This window comes from Glutamicibacter sp. NPDC087673, assembly GCF_044743255.1.
Taxonomy (GTDB): domain Bacteria; phylum Actinomycetota; class Actinomycetes; order Actinomycetales; family Micrococcaceae; genus Glutamicibacter.
In genome coordinates, this window is sequence record NZ_JBIUWB010000005.1 from 166,470 (window position 1) to 192,031 (window position 25,562).

Annotated in this window: 23 protein-coding genes; 11 read left to right on the top strand and 12 right to left on the bottom strand. The window is 61.6% G+C overall.

Annotation, left to right across the window (positions count from 1 at the left end):
- Nucleotides 1-12: 12 nt before the first annotated feature.
- Nucleotides 13-837, top strand: coding sequence for a DNA-formamidopyrimidine glycosylase family protein (locus ACIOTL_RS13240; RefSeq protein ID WP_400343040.1), 825 nt, complete (start codon nt 13-15; stop codon nt 835-837).
- Nucleotides 838-859: 22 nt separating this feature from the next.
- On the opposite strand, the gene ACIOTL_RS13245 is transcribed toward ACIOTL_RS13240, so the two are convergent.
- A complete protein-coding gene (locus ACIOTL_RS13245) occupies nt 860-1,696 on the bottom strand; it encodes a PhzF family phenazine biosynthesis protein (RefSeq protein WP_332487419.1) in 837 nt (278 codons plus the stop codon).
- Nucleotides 1,697-1,756: 60 nt separating this feature from the next.
- On the opposite strand from ACIOTL_RS13245, the gene ACIOTL_RS13250 reads away from it, so the two are divergent.
- Nucleotides 1,757-2,779: a pseudouridine synthase gene (locus tag ACIOTL_RS13250; RefSeq protein ID WP_105658586.1), complete on the top strand. Its 1,023-nt coding sequence runs from the start codon at nt 1,757-1,759 to the stop codon at nt 2,777-2,779.
- 72 nt (nt 2,780-2,851) lie between these two features.
- On the top strand, nt 2,852-3,751 hold the full coding sequence (locus tag ACIOTL_RS13255; RefSeq protein ID WP_400343043.1) for a hypothetical protein: 900 nt from the start codon (nt 2,852-2,854) through the stop codon (nt 3,749-3,751).
- A 25-nt stretch (nt 3,752-3,776) separates the two neighbouring features.
- Here ACIOTL_RS13255 and ACIOTL_RS13260 read toward each other — a convergent pair whose 3' ends face one another.
- Nucleotides 3,777-4,553 carry an SDR family NAD(P)-dependent oxidoreductase gene (locus tag ACIOTL_RS13260; RefSeq protein WP_105658588.1) on the bottom strand — a complete coding sequence of 259 codons (777 nt, stop codon included), beginning with the start codon at nt 4,551-4,553 and terminating at the stop codon, nt 3,777-3,779.
- A gap of 137 nt (nt 4,554-4,690) precedes the next feature.
- Complete coding sequence (locus ACIOTL_RS13265; RefSeq protein WP_400343044.1) at nt 4,691-6,139, bottom strand: MDR family MFS transporter; 1,449 nt, start codon at nt 6,137-6,139, stop codon at nt 4,691-4,693.
- Nucleotides 6,140-6,349: 210 nt separating this feature from the next.
- Between ACIOTL_RS13265 and ACIOTL_RS13270 the strand changes: the two genes are divergently transcribed.
- Entirely contained in the window at nt 6,350-6,889 is a 540-nt protein-coding gene (locus tag ACIOTL_RS13270; protein WP_105658590.1) for an NUDIX hydrolase family protein, read from the top strand.
- Here the strand turns inward: ACIOTL_RS13270 and ACIOTL_RS13275 are convergent.
- Complete coding sequence (locus tag ACIOTL_RS13275) at nt 6,886-7,983, bottom strand: FUSC family protein (RefSeq protein WP_400343046.1); 1,098 nt, start codon at nt 7,981-7,983, stop codon at nt 6,886-6,888. The genes ACIOTL_RS13270 and ACIOTL_RS13275 overlap by 4 nt on opposite strands.
- A gap of 133 nt (nt 7,984-8,116) precedes the next feature.
- Between ACIOTL_RS13275 and tgt the strand changes: the two genes are divergently transcribed.
- Nucleotides 8,117-9,415 (top strand): tRNA guanosine(34) transglycosylase Tgt, encoded by a 1,299-nt coding sequence (tgt, locus tag ACIOTL_RS13280; protein WP_400343047.1) that lies wholly within the window; start codon nt 8,117-8,119, stop codon nt 9,413-9,415.
- 78 nt (nt 9,416-9,493) lie between these two features.
- On the opposite strand, the gene ACIOTL_RS13285 is transcribed toward tgt, so the two are convergent.
- The 4 genes from ACIOTL_RS13285 to ACIOTL_RS13300 all read right to left on the bottom strand — a co-directional run bounded on the left by ACIOTL_RS13285 (nt 9,494) and on the right by ACIOTL_RS13300 (nt 13,023).
- The gene (locus ACIOTL_RS13285) at nt 9,494-9,949 is read right to left on the bottom strand and encodes a GNAT family N-acetyltransferase (protein WP_400343049.1); all 456 of its coding nucleotides are present in this window, start codon (nt 9,947-9,949) and stop codon (nt 9,494-9,496) included.
- Nucleotides 9,950-9,962: 13 nt separating this feature from the next.
- Nucleotides 9,963-11,561 carry a hypothetical protein gene (locus ACIOTL_RS13290; RefSeq protein WP_400343050.1) on the bottom strand — a complete coding sequence of 533 codons (1,599 nt, stop codon included), beginning with the start codon at nt 11,559-11,561 and terminating at the stop codon, nt 9,963-9,965.
- Nucleotides 11,551-12,246: an ATP-binding cassette domain-containing protein gene (locus ACIOTL_RS13295; protein ID WP_105658594.1), complete on the bottom strand. Its 696-nt coding sequence runs from the start codon at nt 12,244-12,246 to the stop codon at nt 11,551-11,553. The genes ACIOTL_RS13290 and ACIOTL_RS13295 overlap by 11 nt, the downstream gene beginning before the upstream one ends.
- A gap of 66 nt (nt 12,247-12,312) precedes the next feature.
- Complete coding sequence (locus ACIOTL_RS13300) at nt 12,313-13,023, bottom strand: queuosine precursor transporter (protein WP_105658595.1); 711 nt, start codon at nt 13,021-13,023, stop codon at nt 12,313-12,315.
- 356 nt (nt 13,024-13,379) lie between these two features.
- Here ACIOTL_RS13300 and ACIOTL_RS13305 point away from each other — a divergent pair, with 356 nt between their 5' ends.
- From ACIOTL_RS13305 to ACIOTL_RS13325, 5 genes are all read left to right on the top strand, one after another.
- Nucleotides 13,380-14,087: a TetR/AcrR family transcriptional regulator gene (locus tag ACIOTL_RS13305; RefSeq protein ID WP_105658596.1), complete on the top strand. Its 708-nt coding sequence runs from the start codon at nt 13,380-13,382 to the stop codon at nt 14,085-14,087.
- A 124-nt stretch (nt 14,088-14,211) separates the two neighbouring features.
- Nucleotides 14,212-14,826 (top strand): hypothetical protein, encoded by a 615-nt coding sequence (locus tag ACIOTL_RS13310; RefSeq protein ID WP_332487405.1) that lies wholly within the window; start codon nt 14,212-14,214, stop codon nt 14,824-14,826.
- 36 nt (nt 14,827-14,862) lie between these two features.
- The gene (locus ACIOTL_RS13315; protein ID WP_332487402.1) at nt 14,863-15,684 is read left to right on the top strand and encodes a hydroxymethylpyrimidine/phosphomethylpyrimidine kinase; all 822 of its coding nucleotides are present in this window, start codon (nt 14,863-14,865) and stop codon (nt 15,682-15,684) included.
- Nucleotides 15,685-16,046: 362 nt separating this feature from the next.
- The gene (locus ACIOTL_RS13320; protein WP_105658599.1) at nt 16,047-16,535 is read left to right on the top strand and encodes an FBP domain-containing protein; all 489 of its coding nucleotides are present in this window, start codon (nt 16,047-16,049) and stop codon (nt 16,533-16,535) included.
- Between the two features lie 563 nt (nt 16,536-17,098).
- Nucleotides 17,099-20,170: a S8 family serine peptidase gene (locus ACIOTL_RS13325; protein ID WP_400343053.1), complete on the top strand. Its 3,072-nt coding sequence runs from the start codon at nt 17,099-17,101 to the stop codon at nt 20,168-20,170.
- Nucleotides 20,171-20,261: 91 nt separating this feature from the next.
- On the opposite strand, the gene ACIOTL_RS13330 is transcribed toward ACIOTL_RS13325, so the two are convergent.
- The 4 genes from ACIOTL_RS13330 to ACIOTL_RS13345 all read right to left on the bottom strand — a co-directional run bounded on the left by ACIOTL_RS13330 (nt 20,262) and on the right by ACIOTL_RS13345 (nt 24,623).
- Nucleotides 20,262-21,527: a glycoside hydrolase family 3 N-terminal domain-containing protein gene (locus tag ACIOTL_RS13330; protein ID WP_400343055.1), complete on the bottom strand. Its 1,266-nt coding sequence runs from the start codon at nt 21,525-21,527 to the stop codon at nt 20,262-20,264.
- Between the two features lie 69 nt (nt 21,528-21,596).
- Nucleotides 21,597-22,889, bottom strand: coding sequence for a Y-family DNA polymerase (locus tag ACIOTL_RS13335; RefSeq protein ID WP_105658602.1), 1,293 nt, complete (start codon nt 22,887-22,889; stop codon nt 21,597-21,599).
- Nucleotides 22,879-23,295 carry a LexA family transcriptional regulator gene (locus ACIOTL_RS13340; RefSeq protein ID WP_105658603.1) on the bottom strand — a complete coding sequence of 139 codons (417 nt, stop codon included), beginning with the start codon at nt 23,293-23,295 and terminating at the stop codon, nt 22,879-22,881. The genes ACIOTL_RS13335 and ACIOTL_RS13340 overlap by 11 nt, the downstream gene beginning before the upstream one ends.
- Nucleotides 23,296-23,378: 83 nt before the next feature.
- Nucleotides 23,379-24,623 (bottom strand): hypothetical protein, encoded by a 1,245-nt coding sequence (locus ACIOTL_RS13345; protein ID WP_400343056.1) that lies wholly within the window; start codon nt 24,621-24,623, stop codon nt 23,379-23,381.
- Between the two features lie 76 nt (nt 24,624-24,699).
- Here ACIOTL_RS13345 and ACIOTL_RS13350 point away from each other — a divergent pair, with 76 nt between their 5' ends.
- The gene (locus ACIOTL_RS13350) at nt 24,700-25,554 is read left to right on the top strand and encodes an NAD-dependent epimerase/dehydratase family protein (protein ID WP_400343058.1); all 855 of its coding nucleotides are present in this window, start codon (nt 24,700-24,702) and stop codon (nt 25,552-25,554) included.
- Nucleotides 25,555-25,562 lie beyond the last annotated feature (8 nt).

The window sequence follows — 25,562 nt, forward strand, 5'->3', positions numbered from 1 at the left end:
GGAGCGCTGCCCATGCCCGAAGGCGATACCGTCTACCGCGCCACCGCCCGCCTGCACCAGGCGCTGGCCGGCGAAATCCTGCTGGCCTCCGATTTCCGCGTCCCGGCCCTGGCCACCGTGGACGTCGCCGGGTACACGGTGCGCGAGGTCGTCCCCCGGGGCAAGCACCTGCTGATGCGCCTGCAGCCGCCGGCTACTGCGAACCCGGCCTTCGCTCAGCCTGCGCTGACCTTGCATTCGCATCTGCTCATGGACGGGCGCTGGGATCTCTATGCGCCAGGCGAACGCTGGAAGCGCCCGGCGCATACCGCCCGGGTGGTGCTGGAAACAGCAAACGCCAAGGCCGTGGGCTTCGAGATCGCCCAGGTGAAACTGCTGCCAACCGAACAGGAATCCGAGGTGGTCGGCCATCTGGGACCCGACCTGCTCGGGCCGGACTGGGATGCGCAACGGGCGCTGGACAACCTGCGCGCCGATCCGCAGCTGGGCATCGGCCAAGCGCTGCTGGACCAGCGGATCATGGCCGGGGTGGGAAATGTCTACCGCAGCGAGATCCTGTTCCTGCGGCGCGTGCATCCGCTCACCGCGGTGGGCGAGGTGGCCGGCCTGCCGGCATTAATCGAACTGGCCCACCGCTTGCTGGTGGTGAACAAGGACCGGTCGCGGCGGGTGACTACCGGGCAGCCGCGCACCCGCGACCCGCTGTGGGTCTACGGCCGGGCGTCGAAGCCCTGCCTGCGCTGCGGAACCCGCATCGGGCTGCTGCGCATTCCCTCGGCTTCCACCGGTGCCGAACGGGACTGCTACCTGTGCCCTTCCTGCCAGCCAGCGGCCTAGGCGGCGGGGCGCGGCTGCAAGCCTAGAGGTCGACTTCGCCCTGCACGCAGCTGCTCACGTCGCCTCCCACCCAGACCACGCCGTCCTCCACGCGCAGATGCACCCGGCCCTGGTACCCGATCGCGGTGCCTTGGGCGGCGATGTAGCGTTCGGGAGCCAACCCGGAATCGGCCAGCCACCGGGCCAGGCCCGCATTGAGGCTGCCGGTGGCCGGGTCTTCCCACACTGGGTCCCCGCCGACGAAAGCACGCACTTCGAACTGCGTGCCGGCCCCTGGCTCCTGCGGACCTGCAACCCCGATGGCCAGCGTCCCCAGGGCGTTGGGATCCGGGTCCAAGGCCAGTACCTGCTGCGCACTGGAGAGCCTCACCCCGATCCATTCCGGGCCGTTGACCAGCCATGAGGCATCCTGGATCTGCTCCCGGGGAATCGCCAGTACCTCGGCGATGCGCTGCACCAGCAATTCGGCAACCGGTTCGTAGCGGGTCAGCGGCGGGGCAGCGAACCATAGCCGTTGCGGCTCAACGCGCACCTCCACCAGCCCGGCGGCGCATTCCTGGATGACCCGTCCCTTCTTCTTGGGAACCCCGCCGGCCTTCAGCCAGGCAAAGGCCGAGCCCAGCGTCGGGTGGCCGGCGAAGGGGAATTCCTGGGTGGCAGAGAAGATCCGCACCCGGTAGTCGGCGGCCGGATCCTCCGGTTGCATCAGGAACGTGGTCTCGGCCAGATTGGTCCACTTGGCAAATCCTTGCATCTGCCCGCTGGCCAGGCCTTCTGCATCGTGGACCACAGCCAAGGGGTTGCCCAGATATGCAGTGGGAGAAAAGACGTCGACTTCGCTGTATTTACGCATGGCCATCGAACCAACCTAGCAGACCGCGGCCTGCGCGGTCCTGGCAAAGATGGGAGAATAGCCCCTATGGCTATGGAATCCCCGCTTCCCGTGCGCAACGGCGTCAATGCAACTCGTCTTCGCCTCCCGCGGACCGGTTCGTGGGCAACTGTCGCAGATTATTTGCTTGAGCGCTTCGGCCATGTGGATCCAGAGGGCATCCTGCGCCGCTTCGATGATCAGCAGATCGTTGGCTTGGGCGGCACTCCGCTCACTCGCCAGACGCCCCTGGGCGAGCACGAATTCATTTGGTACTACCGTTCCCTGCCGGTAGAAACTCCCATTCCCTTTGAAGCCAGGATCCTGCACCAAGACGAGCATCTGCTGGTCGTGGACAAGCCGCATTTCCTCCCCACCACACCCGGCGGACGCTTCATCCAGGAATCCGCGCTGGTGCGCCTGCGCAACCAGACCGGCATCGATGATTTGGTGCCGATGCACCGGCTGGACCGGGCCACCGCCGGGGTCATTCTTTTCGCGGTGAATCCGGCGACCCGCGGCGATTACCAGATGCTCTTCGAACGCCGCGAGATCGCCAAGCGCTACAAGGCGGTGGTCGCCCTGCAGCCGGGCGAAGGCCTGGAAACTGGACGGGTGCTGCATCCAAATGGGGAGCATTCGCAGGTCAAACCGGAATCCGAGCTGCGTGGCCTGCTGCAGCGGATGCCGCTGCTCTTCGAGAACCGGATGGCCAAGGTCAAGGGCCAGCTGCGTTCCATTGTGGAAGAAGGCGAGCCGAACGCCCAGACCCTGGTCAAGCTCGAGGCGATCGGAACGAGCACCGGTTTCCATGCCGGGCTGGAGGTCGCCTTGATGGATCTGGAACCGCGATCGGGCAAGACCCATCAGCTGCGAGTGCACCTGGCTTCCTTGGGCCTGGGCATCATCAATGACGCGTTCTATCCGCGGCTGTGGGACCTGGCCCCGGATGACTACCGGCGCCCGCTGCAATTGCTGGCGCACACCATTTCCTTCACCGATCCGCTGACCGGCCACGCGCGCAGCTTCAGCTCGCAACAGCGGCTACTGGAAGCGCCGTCGGTCCCATAACCTCTTCTCACGGGGGAAGAATTGCCCTAGGCTGGTGCCTATTATCCCGTGCCCCGTAAGGATGAAGGCAAGATGGCCGAACACCAGCGGACCCCGCAACTCGATTCCCTGGTGGAGTCGGCCCAGTCTGCCATTGCTTCGGCGGCAGAACGGTCCTCCTTCGTGTTGCCCTACTCGGCGCCAGATCATCGCCCCAACCCTGCAGTGGAACCTTTCGACACGGTCCGCGGATACCTCTTGGGCGCGTCGGGCTTATTGCTGCTGCTGACCTCGTTGGCGTTGCCTTCCGGCTTGCATGGACGCGCGCCGTCCAGCCTGCTGGATACCAGCCTGGTGCATTCGGTGTTGTGGCCGGCAACTGCCATCACGCTGGTCCTGAGCGCCGCGTTTTCGCTGCGCCGCGATCAGCTTTCGGCGCGACGCCAACGAATCATTTCCGTTTATTCGATCCCGGCCACAGCGATGATGGCCTGCGCCATCACCCTGGCCTCCGGGTTCTTGGCCATCAGCGCTGCCATCCTGGCAACCATCGCTTCGCTGCTGTCCCTGTACGGCGTGCTCCAGCTGAACAGGAATACTGCGCGAAACCGCTTGGAGCGCTGGGCAACGGATGCCCCGGTAAGCTTCTTTGCCGGTTCCAGCCTGGTCTATGCCCTGCAACTCTGGTTTGCCGCCGCCGGATGGAATGACGGCGGGCAGGGACTTCCTGCTGTGGTGGTGGCGGCCGGAATTTCAGTGGTTGCCGCCGCCTTCGCCCACTCGGAGCGCGGCCGCCACGCCTTTGCCAGCGGCTTCGGAATCTGCATGATCGCCGCTGCCATCCAGGGCTGGCTCAATGAGTCCGCACCGCTGTGGGTCTGCGCGGTCTGGATCTTCATGGCCTTGCTGGTCTTCCTGATGGCCGAGAACCGCCGGTTCCAGATCAGCCATGCCGAGCACCGTGCGCAGCGCGGCAAGCCCATAGAGTTCTAGGACTGGCCGCGCCCGCCACGGGTGCCTAGCGTGGCGCCATGCGGATGGCTCCATCAAGGCGAATGGTTTCGCCGTTGAGCATCGGGTTGGCCACGATGTGCTCCACCAATGCCGCGTATTCTTCCGGACGTCCAAGACGCGAAGGATGCGGCACCTGGGCTCCGAGCGAGTCCTGGGCAGCCTGCGGCAGGCCGGCCATCATCGGCGTGTGGAAAATGCCCGGTGCGATGGTCATGACGCGGATCTGGTGGTTCGCCAGCTCGCGAGCCAGCGGCAGGGTCATGGCCGCTACTGCTCCCTTGGAGGCCGCATAGGCCGGCTGCCCGATCTGGCCGTCAAAGGCCGCCACCGACGCGGTGTTGATGATGACCCCGCGTTCGGTGGTTCCCTGCTCATCGCTCAGCGCTTCGCTATGCGCCATGGCTTCTGCGGCCAGGCGGATCACGTTGAAGGTGCCGTTGACATTGATGTCCAGCACCTTGGCGAAGCGCTCCAGCGGCAGCACTCCGTCGCGGCCCAGCACCTTGCCTGGTGTTGCCACACCGGCGCAATTGACCAGCACCCGCAGGGTGCCAAGTTCCTTGGCACGTTCGATGCCGGCAGCCACCTGCTGCGCGTCAGTGACATCAGCTGGCACGAAGCGGACATTCGCGCCGATCTCGGCGGCGATTTCATCGCCATCCTCACGCGGCAGGTCGAGTACCACCACATGCCTGGCGGCGGTGGCCAGCTTCTGCGCCGTGGCGCGTCCCAATCCCGATAGGCCGCCGGTGACCAGAGCGACTGAATCCTGCAACTGCATATTTACCCCTTTGTAGACAGTGGTCTTGTGATCTACATTACTGGCCAGTTGCGTGGAGGCGAAGACTCTTGCCCGCGGGCATGGAAAAACCGCTGGACCCCGCGATGGATCCAGCGGCTCTTGCACTGTCCTGCAGCCTAGTGGCTCGGAACCGTCGCAGGCTCGGCTTCGACTCCAGCCGATTTCTTCTTGCCGCCAAGCAGGAAACCGATCACCACGATGCCGACGCTGCAGCCGGCACCGATCAGGAAGCCAGGTTGGAAGCCTTCGACCGAAGCGGTCAGCGGATCGCCGCCAGCTGCGATCTTCGCGGCGGTGGATGAGGCGACAACGCCAACCAGCAGGGCGGTGCCCATGGCGCCCGCCAACTGCTGCAAGGTCGAGAGCAGGGCCGAACCGTGCGAGTGCAGGCTGTGCGGCAGCGGGTTCAGCGCCGTGGTGAAGGCCGGGGTGAAGATGAAGGCCAGGCCCAAGCTCATCACCAGGTGCATGACAACCAGCAGCCAGATCGGAGTGTCCACATCCAGGACCACCGCGTAGCCCAGCAGCGAAACCAGCAGCACCAGGGCGCCGGGAACGATCAGCGGACGGGCGCCGACCTTGTCGTAGAGCTTTCCGACCAATGGCGCCAAGACACCCATCAGCAGACCGCCCGGGAGCATGATCAAACCGGTGGTCAGGGTTTCAATGCCCAACACGTTGGTGAAGAACATCGGCAGCAGGATGATCACGCCGAACAGCGAAATCATCGAGAACATCATCAGCACCAGCGAAAGGGTGAAAGCCCTGTAGTTCAGCGGACGCAGATCCAGCAGCGCCTTGTCTTCCTTCTGCAGGTTCAGCTGCAGGAAAACGAAAGCGAGCAGGCACAGAATCGCGCCAACAAGGATGCCCAGGTTCAGCGGGGTGACGCCAACCGACAAGCCGCTGAGGCCGTAGACCAGGCCGCCGAAACCCGGGATGGCCAGAATCAGCGAAGGAATGGACAGCGGCGTCGAGGCGCCGTCAACGTCCTTGGACAGTCGAGGGGTGCCGATCAGCAGAGCCGCTACCGCGATCGGGATGATCACGATGAACATGAATCGCCACGACAGGTACTGCAAGATCAGTCCGGATACCGTCGGGCCGATGGCCGGGGCTACGGAGATCACGATGGAGACATTGCCCATCACCACGCCGCGGCGCTCAGCAGGGACCAGATGCAAGATGGTGGTCATCAGCAGCGGCATCATGATGGCGGTGCCGCTAGCCTGGATCACACGGGCCACCAGCAGGACGCTCAGGCCCGGCGCGAGGGCAGCCAGCAGGGTGCCCAGAGTGAACAGGCCCATGGCCAAGACGAAGACATTGCGGATGCTCATCCGCTGAAGCAGGAAGCCGGTCATTGGAATGACCACGGCCATAGTCAGCATGAAGATGGTTGACAGCCACTGAATTGCGTCAGCGGTGACATTGAATTCATCCATCAAAACAGGCAGGGCCACGTTCATGATGGTCTCGTTCAGGATGACCACGAAGCTGGAAACAATCAGCACCGCAATCGTGGTGAAGTTCTGTTTGCTCAGTCGTTCTGGAGCGTTCGTCACGGCAGGAATCTGCTTCCACGAGGATTCGGAAAAAGGAAACGCTATCTGACGCTTGCGGCTGCTTCGCCGGGCAAGAAAGTTCAAATAGCTCTATCGATTTTATCGCTTGGGATTGCGGTGCACTAGGGGTGCAGGAAACCTTATAGGTGAGTTCGGCAACACAGATCCAGCTTCACGGAATGTCGAGGGTTTGTGTACGAAGATAGAACCATGAACGTGCGCACTCCTGACCCATACCCTGGATGGCTCTCCGAAGAAGACCTCTACGAGGCACGGCAGCGCCTGCCCATGCTCTACGTCGAGGCCATTCCCGTGCGCCTGGACCCGCTGGGCTACGTCAACGAGGTGGGCCTGCTGCTCACCGGCGATGATGACGGACGCATGCTGCGCACCTTCGTTTCGGGGCGCGTGATGTACCGCGAGACCATACGCGCCGCGTTGATCCGCCACATCGAAAAGGACCTGGGCACCATGGTGCTTCCGCAGCTTCCGGCTTCACCGGTGCCCTTCACCGTTGCAGAATACTTCCCGGCGCCGAGCGAAACCGGCCTGACCGATGATCGCCAGCATGCCGTATCCATGTGCTACATCGTGCCGGTTCGCGGCGAGACCAGCCCTCGCTCCGATGCGTTGGAGCTGACCTGGCTTTCGCCCAGCGAAGCGCTCAGCTCGGACATCCAGGGCGAGTTCGCTGGCGGTCGAGAAAATATTCTCCGTCAGGCATTAGCCCATGTCGGAGTGAATATTTAGCCCTGCTGCCCGCTGTTTGGAATGATTCCCTGCCGGCGCTTGATGATTGATCCAACCCAGCTTCCCAAGAGCACCCCGAGCATGCCCACGGTGCAGCCGATCAGGGTCTCGACCACGCGGTCGTACATCACCGAGCCGCTCAGGCCCGTCACCAGCGAGACGCCCACGAGCGCCATCGGGGTAATGAAAACCTGCGCCAGGAAATAGTTGCGCATGACCAGCAGCTCGGCCATGAATTGGCATATGGCGATGAAGGCGAGCAGGATCCAGACCTGCGGGTTCAGGAAGATCAAGACCGCCATCAGGACCATGCCTGCCAGGGTGCCGAGCATTCGGTGCACGCCTCGCCGGATGCGCAAGGTCGTGGTGTGCCCGACCAGGGGAACCACCGCGGCCACCATCGCCCAGTAGTTGTGCCCGGCTTCCAGGCTGCTGCCCACGGTATTGGCCAAGGCGCCGGCCACGCCGGCTGTCAGGATGTAGAACAGCCCTTCCCACCAGATGGCCTTGCGGACGTTATCCGATAGTGGCGGCAGCGGGGTGCGCTTCCACAAGCTGGTCCACTGCCCGAGTGCACCGGCCGCACCGATGGCTACCGACAACAAGATCGTCAGGGCCGACACGAGCAGGGCTTCGCCGATTGGCGCGGGGACGGGGATCGAGGCAATTGCCGCGAATGCGAAGATGTGGAACAGCGAACCGCCGGGCCGCAGCCGCATGAAACCCACCAGCACCGAGCAGGCACCGGCCACGAGAGTCGTCGCGCCAACTACTTGCCACTGCTTGATTCCAGGGTCCGAATGGTCGATCCACCAGTGCGAAGTGGCCAGCGCCAGAGCGATTACCGCGAAGAACAAGGCCCCGGAACGCACCTGCATCCGCAACCGGTTCCAGTAGCCGTCCACGCGCCCATACACGCCGGTAAAGGCGCCGAACACGGCAAAGACCACAAGGTCCAGCCGGTCAATCGCGAAGAGCGTGATCAGAGGCGCAAAAACACCGATGCCGGTGCGCAGGCCGATCCAATGGTCCTTGCGGGCAGGCCCCAGCGTAATGAGCGCCTTGGCGGATTCCTTCAGATTCTCCAGACCCACATCTTCCTTCCGTCGCGTTGGACACAACACGTACGCTCCATTATTCGCGCTTTGCCTTGTGAAGCGTTAGGTTTTGGCGCACATTGCCCCTGTCGTTTTCCTCACCGCGCGGTTAATACGGCACACTTGGTACGTGTCCGAAAAGAACTTTGACCCCAGTGCCCCGCATGCCCGCCAGGATGAATTCGGCTTTGAAGTCGGAACCCGGCTGACCGCTCCGGACGGTTCCCCGATGTTGGGACGTACCGGCGTTATCCGTACCCCGCACGGCGACGTCAAGACGCCCGCGTTCATTGCGGTAGGCACCAAAGCTACCGTCAAGGCAGTCACCCCGGTGCAGGTTCAGGAGCTTGGCGCGCAGGCTGTGCTGTCAAACGCCTACCACCTGTATCTTCAGCCGGGCGCGGATATCCTCGATGAAGCTGGCGGACTAGGCAAGTTCATGGGCTGGCAGGGGCCGACCTTCACCGACTCCGGCGGATTCCAGGTCATGAGCCTGGGCTCGGGCTTCAAGAAGGTCATCGATATGAAGTCCGTAGACCAGTCTGGTCCGGACGACGCCGTGGCCCCGGGCAAGGAACGCCTGGCCAATGTGGACGAGGACGGCGTCTGGTTCAAGTCCCATCTCGACGGCACCAAGCACCGCTTCTCCCCTGAGATCTCCATGGGCGTGCAGCACCGGATCGGCGCGGACATCATGTTCGCCTTCGACGAGCTGACCACCTTGCAGAATTCCCGCGGCTACCAGGTCGAGTCCCTGGAGCGCACCCGGCGCTGGGCCGAGCGCTGCATTGCCGAGCACTTTGCATTGACCGACTCCCGCGAAGGCAAGGAATACCAAGCCTTGTTCGGCGTCATCCAGGGCGCCCAGTACGAGGACCTGCGCCGCAAGGCCTGCCAGGACCTGGGGGCCATGGCCTTCGATGGCTTCGGCATCGGCGGCGCCTTGGAGAAGGAAAATCTGGGAACCATCGTCGGCTGGTGCGCCGAAGAGCTTCCAGAGAACAAGCCGCGCCACCTGCTGGGCATTTCCGAGCCGGATGACGTCTTCACCGCGATTGAGAATGGTGCCGATACTTTCGACTGCGTCTCGCCCACTCGCGTTGCGCGCAACTCGGCGTTCTATACCCCCTGGGGCCGTTTCAATCTTTCCGGCGCACGCTACAAGCGGGATTTCACTCCGCTGGTGGAAGGCTGCGAGTGCTATGCCTGCAAGAACTTCACCCGTGCGTACATTCACCACCTGTACAAGGCCAAGGAACTGCTCAGCCACACGTTGATTTCCATCCACAACGAGCAGTTCACTGTTTCGCTGGTTGAATCCGCGCGCCAGGCGATCGAAGATGGAACCTTCTTCGAGCTCAAGGACAAGGTGCTCTCCAGCTACTACGCTGACGAACCGGATCCGCAGGGCCAGCCGGCCGCCCTGTAGCCAAGGGCCGCAAAGCAGTCGAGGCATCGATTCTCCACGCACTGGGCAGTGCAAGGAGAATCGATGCCTCTGGCTTTTCTAAGCCGAAGCCCTCTGCCCTGCGCGGGTCATCGGCAAATGCATGGTCCCGTCGTCGTCATAGTCTTCTCCGGAGCGGAGGAAACCGAACTTTCCGTACCAGCCCTCCAGCTGGGTCTGGGCGCTGAGCTGGATCTCCGCCTCCGGAGCGCAAAGCGCCACGGCACGCTGCATGAGCTCCCCGGCCAGGCCCCGGCCTCGGGCTTCTGCGGCCGTTGCAACCCGCCCAATCCGCGGAGTGCCGCTTGCGCTGTCCATGATTCGCACAGTGCACAGCACTTTTCCGTTCTCGGTGGCCACCAGATGCACAGTGCCGGCATCCAGATCGCGGCCATCGATGTCCGGGTAGCACGATCGCTGCTCGACGATGAATACCTCGGCACGCAGTTTCAGTATTGAGTAGAGCAATTCTGCGGAAAGCCCATCGGGCTCGTGGATGGAAATCAAATCGTTCATCCTCCAAGACTACCTACGCCCCCGCGCCCAGCTTCCTGCCGGAAACTTGAAGCAGGGCACTTGCGCCAAAGAGCATTGCCGCGATCCACAGCAACAGGGGAATGGGAGTACCGGGGCTGAGCACCAAGAAGAAAATCGGCGAGAACGTGGCAGCTGCCCGAAGGAAAGTCGCTGTTTCCAGGAAAAGATACGTGGCCACGGCCGAGTCGCTGGTGGCTCCCCCGAGTAATGCATCCCAGTCCCGTTCTTCCCTGCTGGCGTGGGCACTGCTTGCCGCAGCACACCCCAACGCGGCGACCAGGCCTGCGGCAATCCAAAGCCAAATGCGATCCAGCTGGATCATGCCCAGCATTCCCAGCCCGCCGGTCAAGAACAGCAAGGCGGTGGCTGAAAAGAGCATCGCATACAGCGTTACTGCCCGCATCAGGCGCTGTTCCGAAATCCCTAGAAGCTGGGTGAGCTGCCGTTCGGAAACGAGCGGTGCAATGGTCGCGGAAATGCTCAAGGTGAGAACCAGGCAGAGCACCAGGTAAAAGGCCGCTGCGCTCAGCGGGTTGGCAATTCGCTGAACCGTGGCGGCCAACGCGAAAGCCAGGAGCAGGAACCCGGCCACCGAATGCCAACGGCCTCCCCTCAGCAAACGGAGGCAGAGAATGCGCCACGCCACCGGCAACTTGGCGGTGAGCTTGCCACCGCGTGCGCGCCTGCGGCTAATAGCGGATGTCGCCGGAGCCGAGAGGCCTCGCGAGTCGCCCTGCATCAAAGCCCCCACGGCGAATTGCTGGTGCTCTCCGGCAAAACGCAACGCCTGGCCCGGAATCTGGTCAAAATGGCGAAACGCACCGTACGTACTCGCGCCGCTAAGTACCAGGATAACGAGCAAGGCGAGCACCCAGGCAGCCGGCTTCAAGGTGGCCGCAGCCATAGCGCCAACCAGGCTTTGGGCCCAAGGAATCTGGAACATCAAGAGCATCCACAGCACGGCCAAGGCGATGAGCAGCCCGAGGCCCACCCAGTCGCAGATCCGTCGCGCAGCTATTTGGTGGTTCTTCCCCTGGATCGCCGTGGCCGCGTTGGCAAGCCCGACACCGGCCACTGCGAAGCAGGCGAGCCCAAGGACTGCAACGGGTACCGGGAGCGATCCGGCCAGCCCCAGCATCACGATCAGCCACAACGCACCGGCAAAGCTGCTCGCGAAAAGACCGATGAGCACCGCATTTCGCCAAGTCGGCTGGCGGATAGCCCGGAGCTTGACCGGTAGCGGCAGCCACCAGTCGGCCTTGGCCGCACTGAGCCCGCAAGGCCCCAGGTAGAGCATGAGCCGAAAGGTTGCCAAGCCGGCCAAGGCCAATAGCACGAAAGAGAGGTCCTGCAAGCGCCAGACGGCGCTGGGCAGCTCACGGTGCGCTACGCCCTCGCCCAAGAGCACAAACAGCATGCCAAAGAGTGCGCTGAAGAGGTAGGCCAACGCCACCAGCGCGGCCAGCACCCAGACATAGGCATCGGAAAAGCTGTCGAATTTCTCGGAGAAATTCCGCCGCTTCTTGGCTCTATTGACCAGTTCTCGAGGATTGAAATCAACGGCATGGCTTGCAACCCGGCTAGCGCTCAAGCCACTGCGCCCCTGCCTGCGGATCAAGCAGTTCACCCTCGTCTTCATCCAGAAGCAGCACTTGGTCCACGCAGCTTCGCACCATCAGCGGATCATGGGTCACCGCTAGCAAAGTTGTTCCCCTGGCGCGTACCCCGGCAAGCCGCTGGTACAGCTTCTGCCTGATACGCAGGTCCAGGCGTTGTTCCGGTTCGTCAAGAATCAGCAGTTCTGCCGGACGGATCAAGGCCGCGGCGAGCAGCAGCTTACGGCGCTGGCCAGAAGACAGCTCGCCGGGAAGGTGATCGGCAGCAGCAGTGATTTCGAAGAAGTCGAGTTCTGCTTGGACTAACTGGGCCCAATCATCCAGTCCGTGTCCACGAGCGACCATTTCCAGATGTTCGCGCACGGTGAGTTCTTCGAAGAAGGCGCCGTCGGTGACCTGTACTGCGACGGTACGGCGAAAATGCTCCGAGCTTTCATTCACGGGAAGGCTTTGGAACTCGACGGTGCCTTCCACCGGAATGAGATGTCCCAGGATGGTGCGGATCAGTGTTGATTTTCCGCTGCCATTGGCACCGATAATTCCTAAGCCAGCACCGGGAGCCAGCTGCAGGTTGATCGGCCCGCAGATCACGCGATTGGGATAGCCAATGGTCAAGTCGCGTGCTTCTAGCTGAACTTCAGCGCTTTGACCTGTCTGCATGCCATCGATTCTAGTGTCCGGATACAGCTGTGGGCATCGCCCTCACGGATGATGCCCACAGGATCACTAGCTTGCGACGGCCGCTTGGCTGTAGCCAGGTTCGCGCTTCTTGAACCATTTGATGACCATCGAGGTCACCGGAACAAACAGGACCTCCACGGCAGTCTTGTAGATGAAGCCCACCACCACGTAGTTGATGAATGTCGGTGCATCGGCGATGCCGATAACTGGCGCTGCAATGGCACAGAAGATCAGGGTATCCAGGAACTCCCCAACACCGCTGGAGCCGATCAAGCGGAGAATCAGCCCGCGCTCGCCGGTACGTTCCTTGAGCTTGACCAGCACCCATGAGTTGGCCAGCTGCCCCACCAGGAAGCCGCAAGCGGAGGCGACGACGATCTGCCAGATCGGGCCAAGGGTGCGCTCAAATGCGTCTTGCCCGTCGTAGAACTCGGCTGATGGCAATTGGATCATGACCCAGAAGCAGAACACTGCGAAGAACGCCAAGGCGAAAGTCACCAGGATTGAACGGCGAGCCGCCTTCAATCCGTAGACTTCCGCAATGACGTCGCCCAGAATGTAGGCCAGCGGGAAGAGGAAGAAACCGCCATCGGTGATCAGCGGACCGAAGCTGACACCTTTGGAGGCGCCGATGTTCGAAAGAATCACGACCGCGCCCATCAAGGTGAGCACCGTGGAGAAGTAGGGAGAACCCGAAGAAGCGAAAACCGCGTTCTTGGTTCGAATCAGATTGTTGCTGGCGTTGGAATCGCCCATGAAATTTTCCTTGTCAAAGTGGTTCGCCAGAACATCGCTAAAAGGCGCGGCTCTGCCCACGAATCAAAAGGGTGGAGGTTCCATGCCTGCGCGCTGTCCCGCTGTATTAGCACTTACGCAACAAGTATCCCATGCATAACTGCGGCCACGTTCTCACCTGTTGAAGACCAACCATGTTTCAGAAATCAAAGAATTCCAAAATTCATATCTCACTTGAATGTCTTCGAATTATAAATTCGAGGAAACAAATAGTGCAGTGACCGTCCTCCCGTACATCAGCATGAAAATTTTCCTTTTTTTGAACGCGTTCAAATAATTGGTAGAATCGGATCCACCCACTTCCATCCAAAGGCTCCATGACAACGCAACCACGCACCGAAAAAGGCCAGCAGACCCAAGCCAAGCTCTTGGCAACTGCCTTGGAGTGCTTTGCCACGGACGGATATAAAGCCTCGAGCATGCGTGCCATTGCTTCGAACGCAGGGGTTTCCCTGTCGCATGCGTACTACTACTTCAAGTCCAAAGAGGAGATCGTTGCCCAGCTCCTGCTGAACCTGCGCAGGGAACAATATGATCTTTGCGCGGGGATGCTCGCAGAGGGAAATACCCTCGAAGCCAACATCCGCGCAGTACTCGACACGGGCGTCGAAGCGTTGGCTCCCTATCACGATTTCGGGCCTGCGTTCCTGCGTCTGATGCTCGCGCGCGATATGGGCAACGACGAGATTTCCAGCATTGAATTGGAGATATGGGAGAAGGTCGTTTCCGGATCCCGCCCGTTGCCCCCATTGGGCATACGACGCGATCTGCCGAAGTTCTTACTGCTGGTTTCCCGCCAGATCTTCTCGGCGTGGGCTTTCGACCAGTCACCGCAGCAGCGCCGATCCAGGCTTCTGATGAAGAACATGGCACCGGTTGCCGCCAAGTTCGCGGTGCTCTGCCGCTTGCCTGTGGTGCGCTCGCTCTTTGAAGATGTGCTGGCACTGATGGATCCAGGGCCAGCAGGGATTGATGAAGTGGCCATGGCAGATCCTTCACCGCTGAGACGGCCGAAAGCCTCCTGAAAAGCTGCGGATTGCGCGAGCCGGCAAACACCCTGACACAGAGTTCCGTATCACCGCGCCTTAAGGCGTAAAGTCAAACATGCCGATAGGTGATCCCTAGCGAACCAAAGGAGAATGCAGCACTATGAGCGCAATGGCACGAGCACTGCCAAGCTGGACCCACGACTACGCCACGCTGCGTGATCGCATTGCTTCCTTCCCGAACCAGCACGAGATTCGTTCGGTGAATCAAGACGGTGAAGACGTGGAAATCCTCCGCTACTGGCCTGATGCTTCCTGGTCCGCGCCAAAGGACGCGCAGCGCTTGATCCTCTTGGGCACTCCCAACGACGGCACCGCTGCAGAACTCGCCACTTCGGGTTGGCAGCCAAGCACGACCATGCATCTGCTGGCCGGCAAGCCCGACGACGTCGAGCAGGTAGTCAAGCTCGCCGATACGTCCGGGCTTTTCGAGGCTCCAATGGATAACTATGACGTCGTTGAGGTGACCGACTTCGACCGTCCGGTCGCCCGAGGACGCATGCGCTACGGCGAAAACTACGGCCTGCTTACCGACCCGGACCTTTTCTCCCCCGCTGATCCCGATGCGGCTCGCCGCGCGGTACTGGCTAACTTTGCAGGCGCAGCTTTCGGCCACGGGCTGCCCTGGCTGCTGCTGGTAGCCACCGCAGAACACGCCCAGCAGCTTCCCGAGGGCTGGTCCAAAGCGACCACGCTCAGCTTCTGGCAGCACGGCTAATCCCATTCCCTACCCGCACTACCCGCAATTGAGACTATGACTAATACAAACACTGCCTCTCCAGCCATGACCCTGACCATCGCTGGTTCCGAAGCCACTGGCGGCGCAGGCGCCCAGGCCGATTTGAAGACCTTCCAGGAACTGGGAACCTTCGGCATCGTGGCTTTGACCTGCATCGTCTCCTTCGATCCCAAGGACTCCTGGAACCACCGCTTCGTTCCCGTTGACCAGCAGGTAATTGCCGATCAGCTCGAAGCCATCCAGGCCTGCTACGAGGACAAGCTCAGCACGGTCAAGCTGGGCATGATGGGCTCGCCAGCAACGATCAACACCGTTGCCACCGCGTTGAATTCCCAGCAGTGGGACAACGTACTGCTGGACCCGGTGCTGATTTGCAAGGGCCAGGAACCAGGCCACGCACTGGACACCGACGAAGCCCTCAAGGCTGCCTTGCTGCCCTTGGCTACGTTCGTCACCCCGAACCACTTCGAGGCTGAACAGCTCTCGGGAATCAAGATCACCACCGAAGATGATCTGATCGAAGCCGCCAAGAAGATCCACGAGGTCTCCGGCGCGGCGGTCCTGGCCAAGGGTGGAGTCCGCATCGCTGGCGAAGACGCCGTGGACGTTTTCTACGATGGCACGACCCTCGAGGTCTTGCGCGAGAAGAAGATCGGCGAAGTTGCGGTCTCCGGCGCGGGCTGCTCGCTGGCCGCAGCCGTAACTGCAGAGCTGGCCAAGGGCGCTACCCCGCTGGAGGCAGCCCGCACAGCCAAGGCGTTTGTCACCGAAGGCATCCGCAACCGCGTTTCTGGCAACACCCCGTTTGACGCACTCTGGCAGGGCGGCCGCCGCTAGGCCCTGGCTGCTGGAGTGTTTGCTGGCCACTGCCGTTCACGGCGGTGGCCAGCAAACTGCTTTAACCGTGGTCCCAGTCATTGGCCTAAGCCAACCGCACTTGTTATGGTTATTCCGGAAGTGCTCAGAATCAATGCGTGGAGAACCACAGGAAGGAGCGGTCGGCTATGCAAGCCACTTTGACGCTCTGCCCGTTCGTCTGCGTATCGAACGGGGTTGGCAACACATTTTCCGCTTAGGGCTTCTGCCTTAGGCAATGTTCCAGTGCCCCCAATTTTTCGTTCCCTTGCAGACCTCAACACCTTGACGATTCGTGATTCCGCGCGCCCATGAAGCGCGTGCGGACTATTTGAGGATTTCCCATGCAGCCATTGACCGAAAAAACCATCCGTTCTTCCTTCATCAACGCCAGCCGCCAAGAAGCGAAGAAATTGACCCTTCCCGAAAACTTTGCCTCCCTCGAGTGGGATTCGCTGGAGTACCTGGGTTGGCGCGACCCGAAAATGATGCAGCGCGGCTACCTGCTCCACACCGACGAAGCGGGGCAGACCCGCGGCATCCTCTTGCGCCCCACCGACGGTGGCCGCAAGCCGACCAACGCCACGATGTGCGAGATGTGCCGCGATGTGAACATCCCCTGCGCGGTAGGCATGTGGACGACCAAGCGCGCTGGCCAGGCTGGACGTGACGGCAATACCTTGGGGACATTGATCTGCCTGAACTTCGAGTGCTCACGCAATGTGCGGATCCCGCCTCCGAAGAATCCGATCTACCCGGACCCAATGGTTGTCGTTGCCGAGCGCATCCAGCTGCTCGACGAGCGCGTGCATAGCTTCCTGAACCGCCTCTAGGCAACCGCAGCCTTCAAGCCGATTCCGGCGCCGCCCGCCCAGCAAGTAGTGAACTGATGAGTAACAAAGCGTCCAAATTTTCTCAAAAATGGACGGGCCCATCAGGCCTTGCTGGGCGGGTTTGTCGCAGTGGTTCGCGGATTTTATTGTGAAATTCCCAAGCCAGCACAATATCCAGCCAAAGGTTACTATTCAATAACCCCTTGATATATGAGCTACGTCACCTAAGATTCCAGCTATGGGTATACGCACTAGCGGACGTTTACCCCGGACGATCATCAAGGCTCGCACCGCTTTTATGTCGCCCGCCCATGACGGGAGCAGCACCGCTATCCAGCCCAGCTAGGAGAATCATGGTCACTCGCCGCACGCAGAGAGTGCCGCGCCTGATTTTGGGATCAGCCACTGCGCTTGCACTGGCTGTTACCTTGTCAGGACCGGCAAGCGCAGCAGGAATCCCCCAACCAGGCGACGGCGAAAATGCCGCGTCCCTGCCAATCACCAGTTCATCAGCGCTGTCCAACCTGAAAGTCTCCGGACCTCTTGCCAAATCAACTGGTGAAGTGTCTGTTTTCGTTCAGTTCCAGGGTGATGGCGCCTTCGAGACGGTGAAGAAGTCCGGCAAGAAGAAGGACACTGCCAAGGTCAAGAAGATCGGCAAGGAGGTCAAGGCCAAGGGCAAGCAGCTGGCAGCCGAGGCCAATTCGAAGGTCATCTACACCACGCACAACGCACTGCAGGGTGTCGCACTGACCGGTGATGCCGCTGATCTGCGCAAGCTTGCACAGCGTAGCGACGTTGCCAAGATCAGCTCCATCGTTCCCAAGAAGCCCTCCAACCGCAGCTCGGTAGTTGACACCGGCGCCCTGGAATCATGGAAGTCCCTGGACAAGACCGGCGACGGCGTCAAGGTGGCTGTACTGGATACCGGTGTGGATTACACCCATGCCAGCTTCGGCGGCCCGGGCACCTTGGAAGGCTACAAGGAAGCCCAGGCTTCCGATGAGCTGCCCGGTGCAGATTCGGGCCTGATCGACACCAACAAGTTCATTGGCGGTTGGGACTTGGTTGGCGATGACTACAACGCCGACTCCGACGATCCCACCTACCAGCCAATTCCGCATCCGGACCCTAACCCGCTTGACTGCCAAGCTGCCGGACACGGCTCCCACGTTGCCGGAACCACCGCAGGCTATGGCGTCAACGCCGATGGCTCGACCTTCACCGGGGACTATTCCTCGCTGGACGCCGACGCGCTGGCGCAGATGAAGGTCGGCCCGGGCTCGGCCCCTGACGCACAGCTCATCGGCATCCGCGTCTTCGGTTGCGGCGGCTCCTCCTCCGTGGTTGGCCAAGCACTGGACTACGTACTTGATCCGAACGGCGACGGCGACTTCTCGGACCGCGCCGACGTGGTCAACATGTCCCTTGGTTCGGATCATTCCCCGGCCAACGACCCTGAAAATGACATTGTCGACGCCCTGAGCGCAGCCGGCATCCTCTCGGTTGTCGCTTCCGGCAATGCCGGTGATGTCACCGACGTGGGCGGTTCGCCGGGCAACTCGCGTTCCTCGCTGACCGTAGCCAACTCCGTTGGCTCGCACGTCACCCTGGACAAGATCCAGGTCGATGGCCCCGACAATGTCGCCGGTTCGGCCTCGGGCCAGTACTCGGCGAACTTCAACTACACCAATGCTGATCCGGCCGCCTTGTCCGGAGAAGCAGTGATGGCTCCGGCCGATAACGCATTCGGTTGCGACGCTTTCGAAGAAGGTTCGCTGGAAGGCAAGTGGGTTTGGCTGCAGTGGAGCGAGAACGGCGAGTTCCCTTGCGGTTCCGGCGCCCGCTTCAACAACGCTGAAGCCGCCGGTGCCACCGGCGTCCTCTTGGATGCAGAAAGCAACCTGTTCGATGCAGGCATCGCCGGCAACGCGACCATCCCAGGTGCGCAGTTCACCTTGGACGAGTCGAACAAGCTGCGCCCAGCAGCTGAAGCTGGCACGCTGCAGGTTACCCTGTCCCCCGAATTCGTTGGCGGTTCCTCCAGCGAGTCCGGCGTTGCAGACACGCTGAATTCCTCTTCATCGCGTGGCGTCCACGGTTCCAACGGCGTGGTCAAGCCGGATGTGGCTGCCCCAGGTACCCAAATCGGCTCGGTTGGCGTGGGCACCGGTACCGGCACCGCCGTGATGACCGGTACCTCGATGGCCACTCCATTGGTTGCCGGTATCGCCGCGCTGGTTCTGGAAGACAGCGACTACACCCCATATGAAGCCAAGAGCATCATCATGAACACCGCGGCCACCGACATCAAGGCCGCCAATGGCGAAGCCTACGGTCCGAACCGTGTTGGTTCCGGTCGCGTGATGGCCGATGCAGCACTCCAGAGCCCTGCTTTCGCCTACGATTCCGAGGCAGCGGATCTGACCAGCGTGGTCTTCGGCGTTATCGAGCTGGTAGGCAAGAAGCCGTTCAGCGCGCAGCGCGAAATCACCATTGAGAACACCAGCGGCAAGGCGCAGAGCTACGACGCCAACTACGTGGCCGCTACCGAGATCCCAGGCGCAAGCTTCACCTTGGATCGCAGCAGTGTCACCGTGCCGGCCGGCGGCAGCGCCAAGCTGAACGTCACCCTGAGCGTTGACCCGCAGCAGTGGGCCAAGACCATCGATCCAACCATGGCTACCAGCCAGTCCGGTCTGGCTCGTGCCTGGGTTGCCGATGCCAGCGGTCGCGTCGAGCTGACTGCCAGCAATGCTCCGACCCTGCGCATTCCAGTCCAGGCAGCACCCAAGCTGGCTGCTGACATGGAGGGCAAGCTCAAGAAGATGAAGAAGGGCGCGGATACCACCACCCTGAGCCTGAAGGGCAAGGACATCACTGCTGGCGAGGGCGCTACTTCGGTCACCTCCCTGCTCGGCGCCTTCGAACTGGGTGCTTCGAGTGAACGCGGCGACGATTCGCTGGACAGCATCCCGGCGGCCCGTTCCGTGGACCTGCAGCACGTTGGCGCATCGAGCACCGCTGCCCGCACCGGTGTGGCTGACGGCCTGCTGAACGTCGGCATCTCCACCTGGGCCAACTGGGCCCACCTGGCTGGCGGCACCGAGCTGGATGTCGAGATCGATACCAATGGCGACGGCGAAGCCGACTTCGTTACCTTCAACGCCGCATTCGACGAAGTTGACCTTGACCTGGCAGCAACCTTCAACCTCGCCACCGGCGAGCAAGTTGATCTGCAGCCAGTGAACGGCATGCTCGGCGATGTCGATACCAACACCTTCGACACCAATGCAGCGGTCTTCCCGATCTCCCTGTCAGCCCTGGGGCTCGATGAGGATTCGTCGGAGATCTCCTACCGTGTGCTGGGCTACTCCTGGTACAACACCGATGAGAACGGCTCGATGATCCCGGTTGACCAGACCGACTGGATCGACTTCAACGTGGCAGCGCCACAGGTTGATTTCGGTGCAGAAGGCACCTTGTTCACCGATCTGTCCGGTACCCAGATCCCGGTGACCGTTGCAGACAGCACCAAGGCATCGAAGGCACTGTTGCTTCACCTGCACAACGGCAATGATGACCGTGCACAGGTTCTGGAAGTAACTGACGGAAAGAAGAAGGGCAAGAAGTAGGCCTTCCACCTCCCAAGAGCAGGCCCGGGGCACTTCCTAGCGAGTAAGGAAGAGCCCCGGGCCTACACCTTTAAAAATCCAGCCGCGCAGCTTATTGCATGCGCAGCTTCTCTTCGAGAACCAGTACTGCGGCTTCTCTTACCTGGGCCGCGAATTTCCCATCGGCCTTGGCCTCGGCTGCCAGGGCCTTCGCCATGGTGATGGCCGGAGCCGATTTTACGCATAGCGGAACAGTTCCGCCGGCGGCCACGAACTTCACTGCGCGCTCGCCCACCGGCAGGTAGCCGACCTGCTTGGCTTCACAGAGATCATCGGAAATCACGATTCCCCCATACCCCATTTGCTCACGCAGCAATCCGGTGATGATCTTCGAAGAGAACGGTGCATCATTCTTTCCATCGAGCCGGGAGTAGCGGGCGTTGGAGACCATGACCCAGGACTTGCCCTGCTCGATAGCCTGCTCGAATGGCTGCAGATCGCTGGAGTCCGCATCGATCTTCGTATCGGTCACTTTGGTACTGGTATCGGTGTTCCCAGCGACCCGCCCCAATCCGGGGAAGTGCTTGACTACCGGTTGCACGCCTTCGGAGCGCAGCGCTTCGTTCACCGTCGAAATGGCCTTGGAGACCCCCGAGGCGTCATGCGCGTATTCGCGGCCAAAGTAGCCGATGGGTGCGTTGCCGGTGCCGATACTGGCAGGAACAACGTCCGCCACCGGAGCCAAATTCACGTTGATGCCGGCTTCAGCCAGTTCTTTCCCGGCGGCGCCCACTTCACGCTCCAGCTTCGATACAGGCCACCCTCCCTGCGTCAACGCAGTCGGCAGTTCGGTGAAACCGGGGCCCTGGAGCACCCGGACAAAGCCCCCTTCCTGATCGGTGGCCACCCAGACCGGCAATTGCCCGGGAATGCCGGACTCCAAGCCCTGGGTAATTTCCTGGACCTGGGCGGCGGTCTGCTTCACCGGCAGTTGCGAACGGCCATGCAGGAAGACATTGGAAATTCCCTGCTTCTTCAACGCAGAAATTTCCGCAGCGGTTGCTCCTGTTGCCGGGACACCGGCCATCACGAGGCTCGCTGCCTGTTCGCTGGCGCTCAGCTCGTCGGCCAGCGCTTCTGCTTGCTGGCGCAGCGAGGGCTCCTGGCTGCGGCTAGGCGATGGGCTTTCTTCAGCCCCGGAGTTGCCGGACGGGCTGGGAGTTGCCTGCTGCGCAGGAGTCCTCGTACTGCTCGGGCTGCTGGAGCTGCCCGCGGACGTGCTCGAAGCTGGTTCTTGGGCATTCGGCGCACTGCAGCTAGCGAGCATCACCGTCATCAGGATTCCGACTGACATGAGCTGCTTGGCACGGGTAGTCATGAGATCATCCTTCCACCGTAAACTGCGAAGTTGCCGAAGAGCCGAGAACCTTTTGTCGTGGGCAGAACGCTAGGCACGCACCACCAGCAGTTCATCCCAGTCGGTGGTGTAGCGCTGCGAAATATGCTCTCGTTTCATTGACCATTCAGGGATTTTGGCCATCCCGGCATGCCCCAGGCCAATGGATTTGGCACCGAATCGAAGGGAGATATCCTGGACTACCGAAGACACGTTCTCTTGTTCCTCGGCAGCCGGATCGGGACTCTGGCCAAAGAGGTCCAGCTGTGGCTCGCCCGGAGAATCGCTGAGCCCGGAGAGTATCACTCCCCCGCGAACATAGTCCATTCCCGGTTTCATCAGATCCCGCATCGCGGCAATTGCCAGCTTGCTGAGCACGATGGGATCCCGCGTCGGACGCGGCAGGCGCACCTGGGCACTGGGGAATGAGGCTTCTCCCCGGGCGAAGCGGCTGGTGCCCGCGGTGACGGTAAGCAATGAAGCGTACAGGCCTTCGCGCGCCAAGCGGCCGGCAGCCTTCTGCGCATAGATGGACATGACTTCTTCCATCGCTTCATAGGTGCGCACCGGCGTGGAGAAGGAACGGGTGAACATGACCTGGCCGCGGTCCGCGCGCTCCTCCACCGGACCGATGCAACGTTGCCCGTTGAGTTCGAAGACCGTGCGCTGCAAGACGACAGAAAACTTCTTGCGGATCGCCAAAGGGTCAGCTGCTTGCAGGTCCGCGATGGATTCAATGCCCATGGCTGCCAGCTTGGCACCGGTTTTGCGGCCCACGCCCCAGACATCGGTGACTGGAACCCGGTTCAGGATACTGCCCAGGACCTCGGGATCCATGAGCTGCTGGACGCAGACTCCGCCCAGTCCCGGATTGTGCTTGGCAATATGGTTGGACAGCTTCGCCAGGGTCTTGGTGGATGAGACACCCACGCAGACTGGCACCCCAATAGTCTTGTCAATGGCGGCACGGATCTGGGCCGCGGTGCTGCGCACCTGCTCCAGGTTGCCTTCCAGGCCGACGAAAGATTCATCGATGGAATACACCTCGTGCCAGGTCCCGAAGCGTCCGAGCAATTCCATGACCCGGGCAGAAATATCCCCGTACAGTTCATAGTTGCTCGACCGCACCGCAAGGTTGTGGGAGTCCATATATCGTTGGACCTTGAAGAAGGGTTCTCCAGTAGGAATGCCCAGATCCTTGGCTTCCTGGGAACGGGCCACCACGCAGCCGTCATTGTTCGACAGCACCACCACCGGACGATTGCGCAGCGAGTAGTCGAAGGCCCGCTCGCAGGAGACGTAGAAATTGTTGACGTCGACCAGGGATACGTGGTCAGCGGACATGATGCAGGCACCTGGTAATGACGCCGAAGACACTGACCTCATCGCCTTCGGCCAGTACTACGGGCAGGGGCGATTCATCGCTGAGCAGCCCAACCTCGTGGCCGTCAATCTGCCAGCGGCGCACCAGCATCTGCCCGTTGAGGTTGACGATGACCACAGAGCCGTGGCGCACGGCCAGCGATCGGTCCACGATCACTTCATCGCCGTCGAAGATACCAGCTGACCGCATGGCGTGGCCCGAGACGCGCATGATGAAAGTGGAGACACGGTCACGGACCAGCAACCGGTTCAGGTCCAGTCCGCCGTCAAAATAATCGCGTGCTGGCGAGGGGAAACCCATGGCGGATACCGCTTGGACCGGCCCTTGGGTTGCTCCCGGAGGCATCAGCTCCTGTTCTTCAGCCACACCCCACCACTTTCTAGTACAAATATTCGAATACTTGAATTGTAGCGTGTTATCCAGCAACCTTCATGTTTCCGGCGAGCGCGCTAGCCCCGGGACTCCGTGGCAGAGGTCCTCCCATGGACCCTGGCCTGTGCTTTCCAGCTGTACAGCGCGGCGGATACAACGATAACCAGCAGCGTCGCGGCACCGGAGATCACGATAATTGCCCTGGCCGGGCCAATCAGCAATCCCGGGGTGCCGATGAGATAGCCCAATGCGACCATGATGTTGATGAGCATCCGCAGCTGCGCCCAAGCAGCACCATGGCGGGATTCCGGCACGTATTCGTAAATGGCTGTTCGCACTCCAGTATTGTGCAGTCCATTGCCCAGCCCGCCGGCAAGGAACACCAAGGCCAGGCCAGCCGCGTTGGACCAGAGCCCTTCCGTGAGGATCGCGGCGCCCACCAGCCCTCCACCGAGCAGAATCGGCAAGGCGCTTCGGGTACCGAAGCGGCGATTGCCTCCCAGCAGGGAACCGAACACTGCGCCCACGGACCAGGCACCGAGCAATACCGCGTATCCAGTGTCGTTATCGGTGATCCCGCGCAGGTAGAACACCCCCGAAACGCCTTCTGCTGCGGTAAACAGCACGATCGCTGCCACCGGGAGCAGCAAGATCCGCAATTGTGGATTGCGCGTCAATGCAGCTCCACCGGGCGATACCGGTCCACCCGGATCCGGCTCGTTCCCTGCGTCTGCTCCTTTCCCGTTGGCGGCTTGCGAGCGGGACAGGAAGATGGCCGCCAGGGCCAGTGCCAGGAATCCTGCCGCCGCGTACCAAAGCACCGCGCCGATCCCCGCTTTCGTGAAGACGAGTGAAGCTATCGCCGGCGCGATGATTCCCGCCAGGGACGTCGCTACGACAAGGAAGCTGCTGGCACGAGCAATGCTGAAGCCTCCGCGGATGCGCGGAATGATCTTGAAAATGACCGCTCCGTTAACCACCGCGCAAATACTGGCCACAGGCATCAAGGCGAGGCTCGCGAAGATATTGGAGGCAATGGCCATCACCGCGAAGATCGCCACGTGCACGCACAGGTTCAGGATCCACACCCGGACAAGGGCTGACCCGTCCACCCAACGCCCTATAGCCGGAGCGGTAAGGATCGGCGGAACCAAGCCGGCGAGGAACAACGCGGTTACGCCCCAGGACCCCAACTGATCCGCGGATTCCAGGGTCAAGGCAAAGACCGCCATGCCCTCGCCGAGCATGGAGAGCAATGCAACCACGCAGAACAGGACGCAACGCACCGAAGACTGCACCTGGCCCCCTTCCTCCGCGCTCATGCCACGCTGGCCTAAAGGTTCTAGTCTATGGGTAGGAGGATTCGCCTCCGAGGACATATCGCGCCAAAGGAGTCTCGTGAAAGTATTACTGGTCAGCTGCGGAGATGTCGCCACCGAGGCAGGACTGCGGCTCCAGCAGGAGGGCCATCGCATCACCGGCTGGCGGCGCAACAGCCAGAAGCTGCCCGCAGGATTTACCGGCCACAGCGTAGACCTGCTCGATGCCGCCCAGTGGCCAAGCATCGATCCGCAGACCGAAATCGTCGTGCTCACTCCCGTGCCGGCCACCCGCGATGCCGATGGCTACACGCGCGGCTATCTGCAGGTCGCCAAAGAACTGGCTTCACGGCTGGCAGCCCAATGCCCCAATCTTCGCCGGCTTATCTACATCTCCTCCACCGCAGTGATGGGCGGCGCCAACGGAGAACTCGTCGACGAATCAGCACCGCTTGCCCCAGCTAGCCCCACCGCGCAGGTCCTTGCGCACACCGAGGCAGCGCTCGCCGGCAGCGGCCTGCCGGTAACAATCCTGCGGGCGTCGGGAATCTACGGCCCGGGCCGCACCCGGCTCATCGATCACGTCACTGCCGGAGCCGCACAGATTCCCGCGGGCTCGCATTGGACCAACCGCATCCACCGCGATGACCTGGCCGCGGCCATCGTTCACGTTGCGGCGCTGCGAGAGCAAGCCGCTGGCCTCTACCTGGCCAGTGACAGCACCCCAGCCCAGCTAGGCGAGGTCTACCAGTTTTTGGCCAAGGAACTTGGTTTGCCTGCGCCGGAAGAGGCAGGACAAGCCCCGGCACGACGTGCTGCCGACCGCCGGCTCGATAATTCCAAGCTGCTAGCCAGCGGGCTTGAACTGCAGTATCCGGGATTTACCGAAGGCTACCGCGCGATCCTTGCCGGGACATCAACCCGCCATGCCTAAAGCGCGTA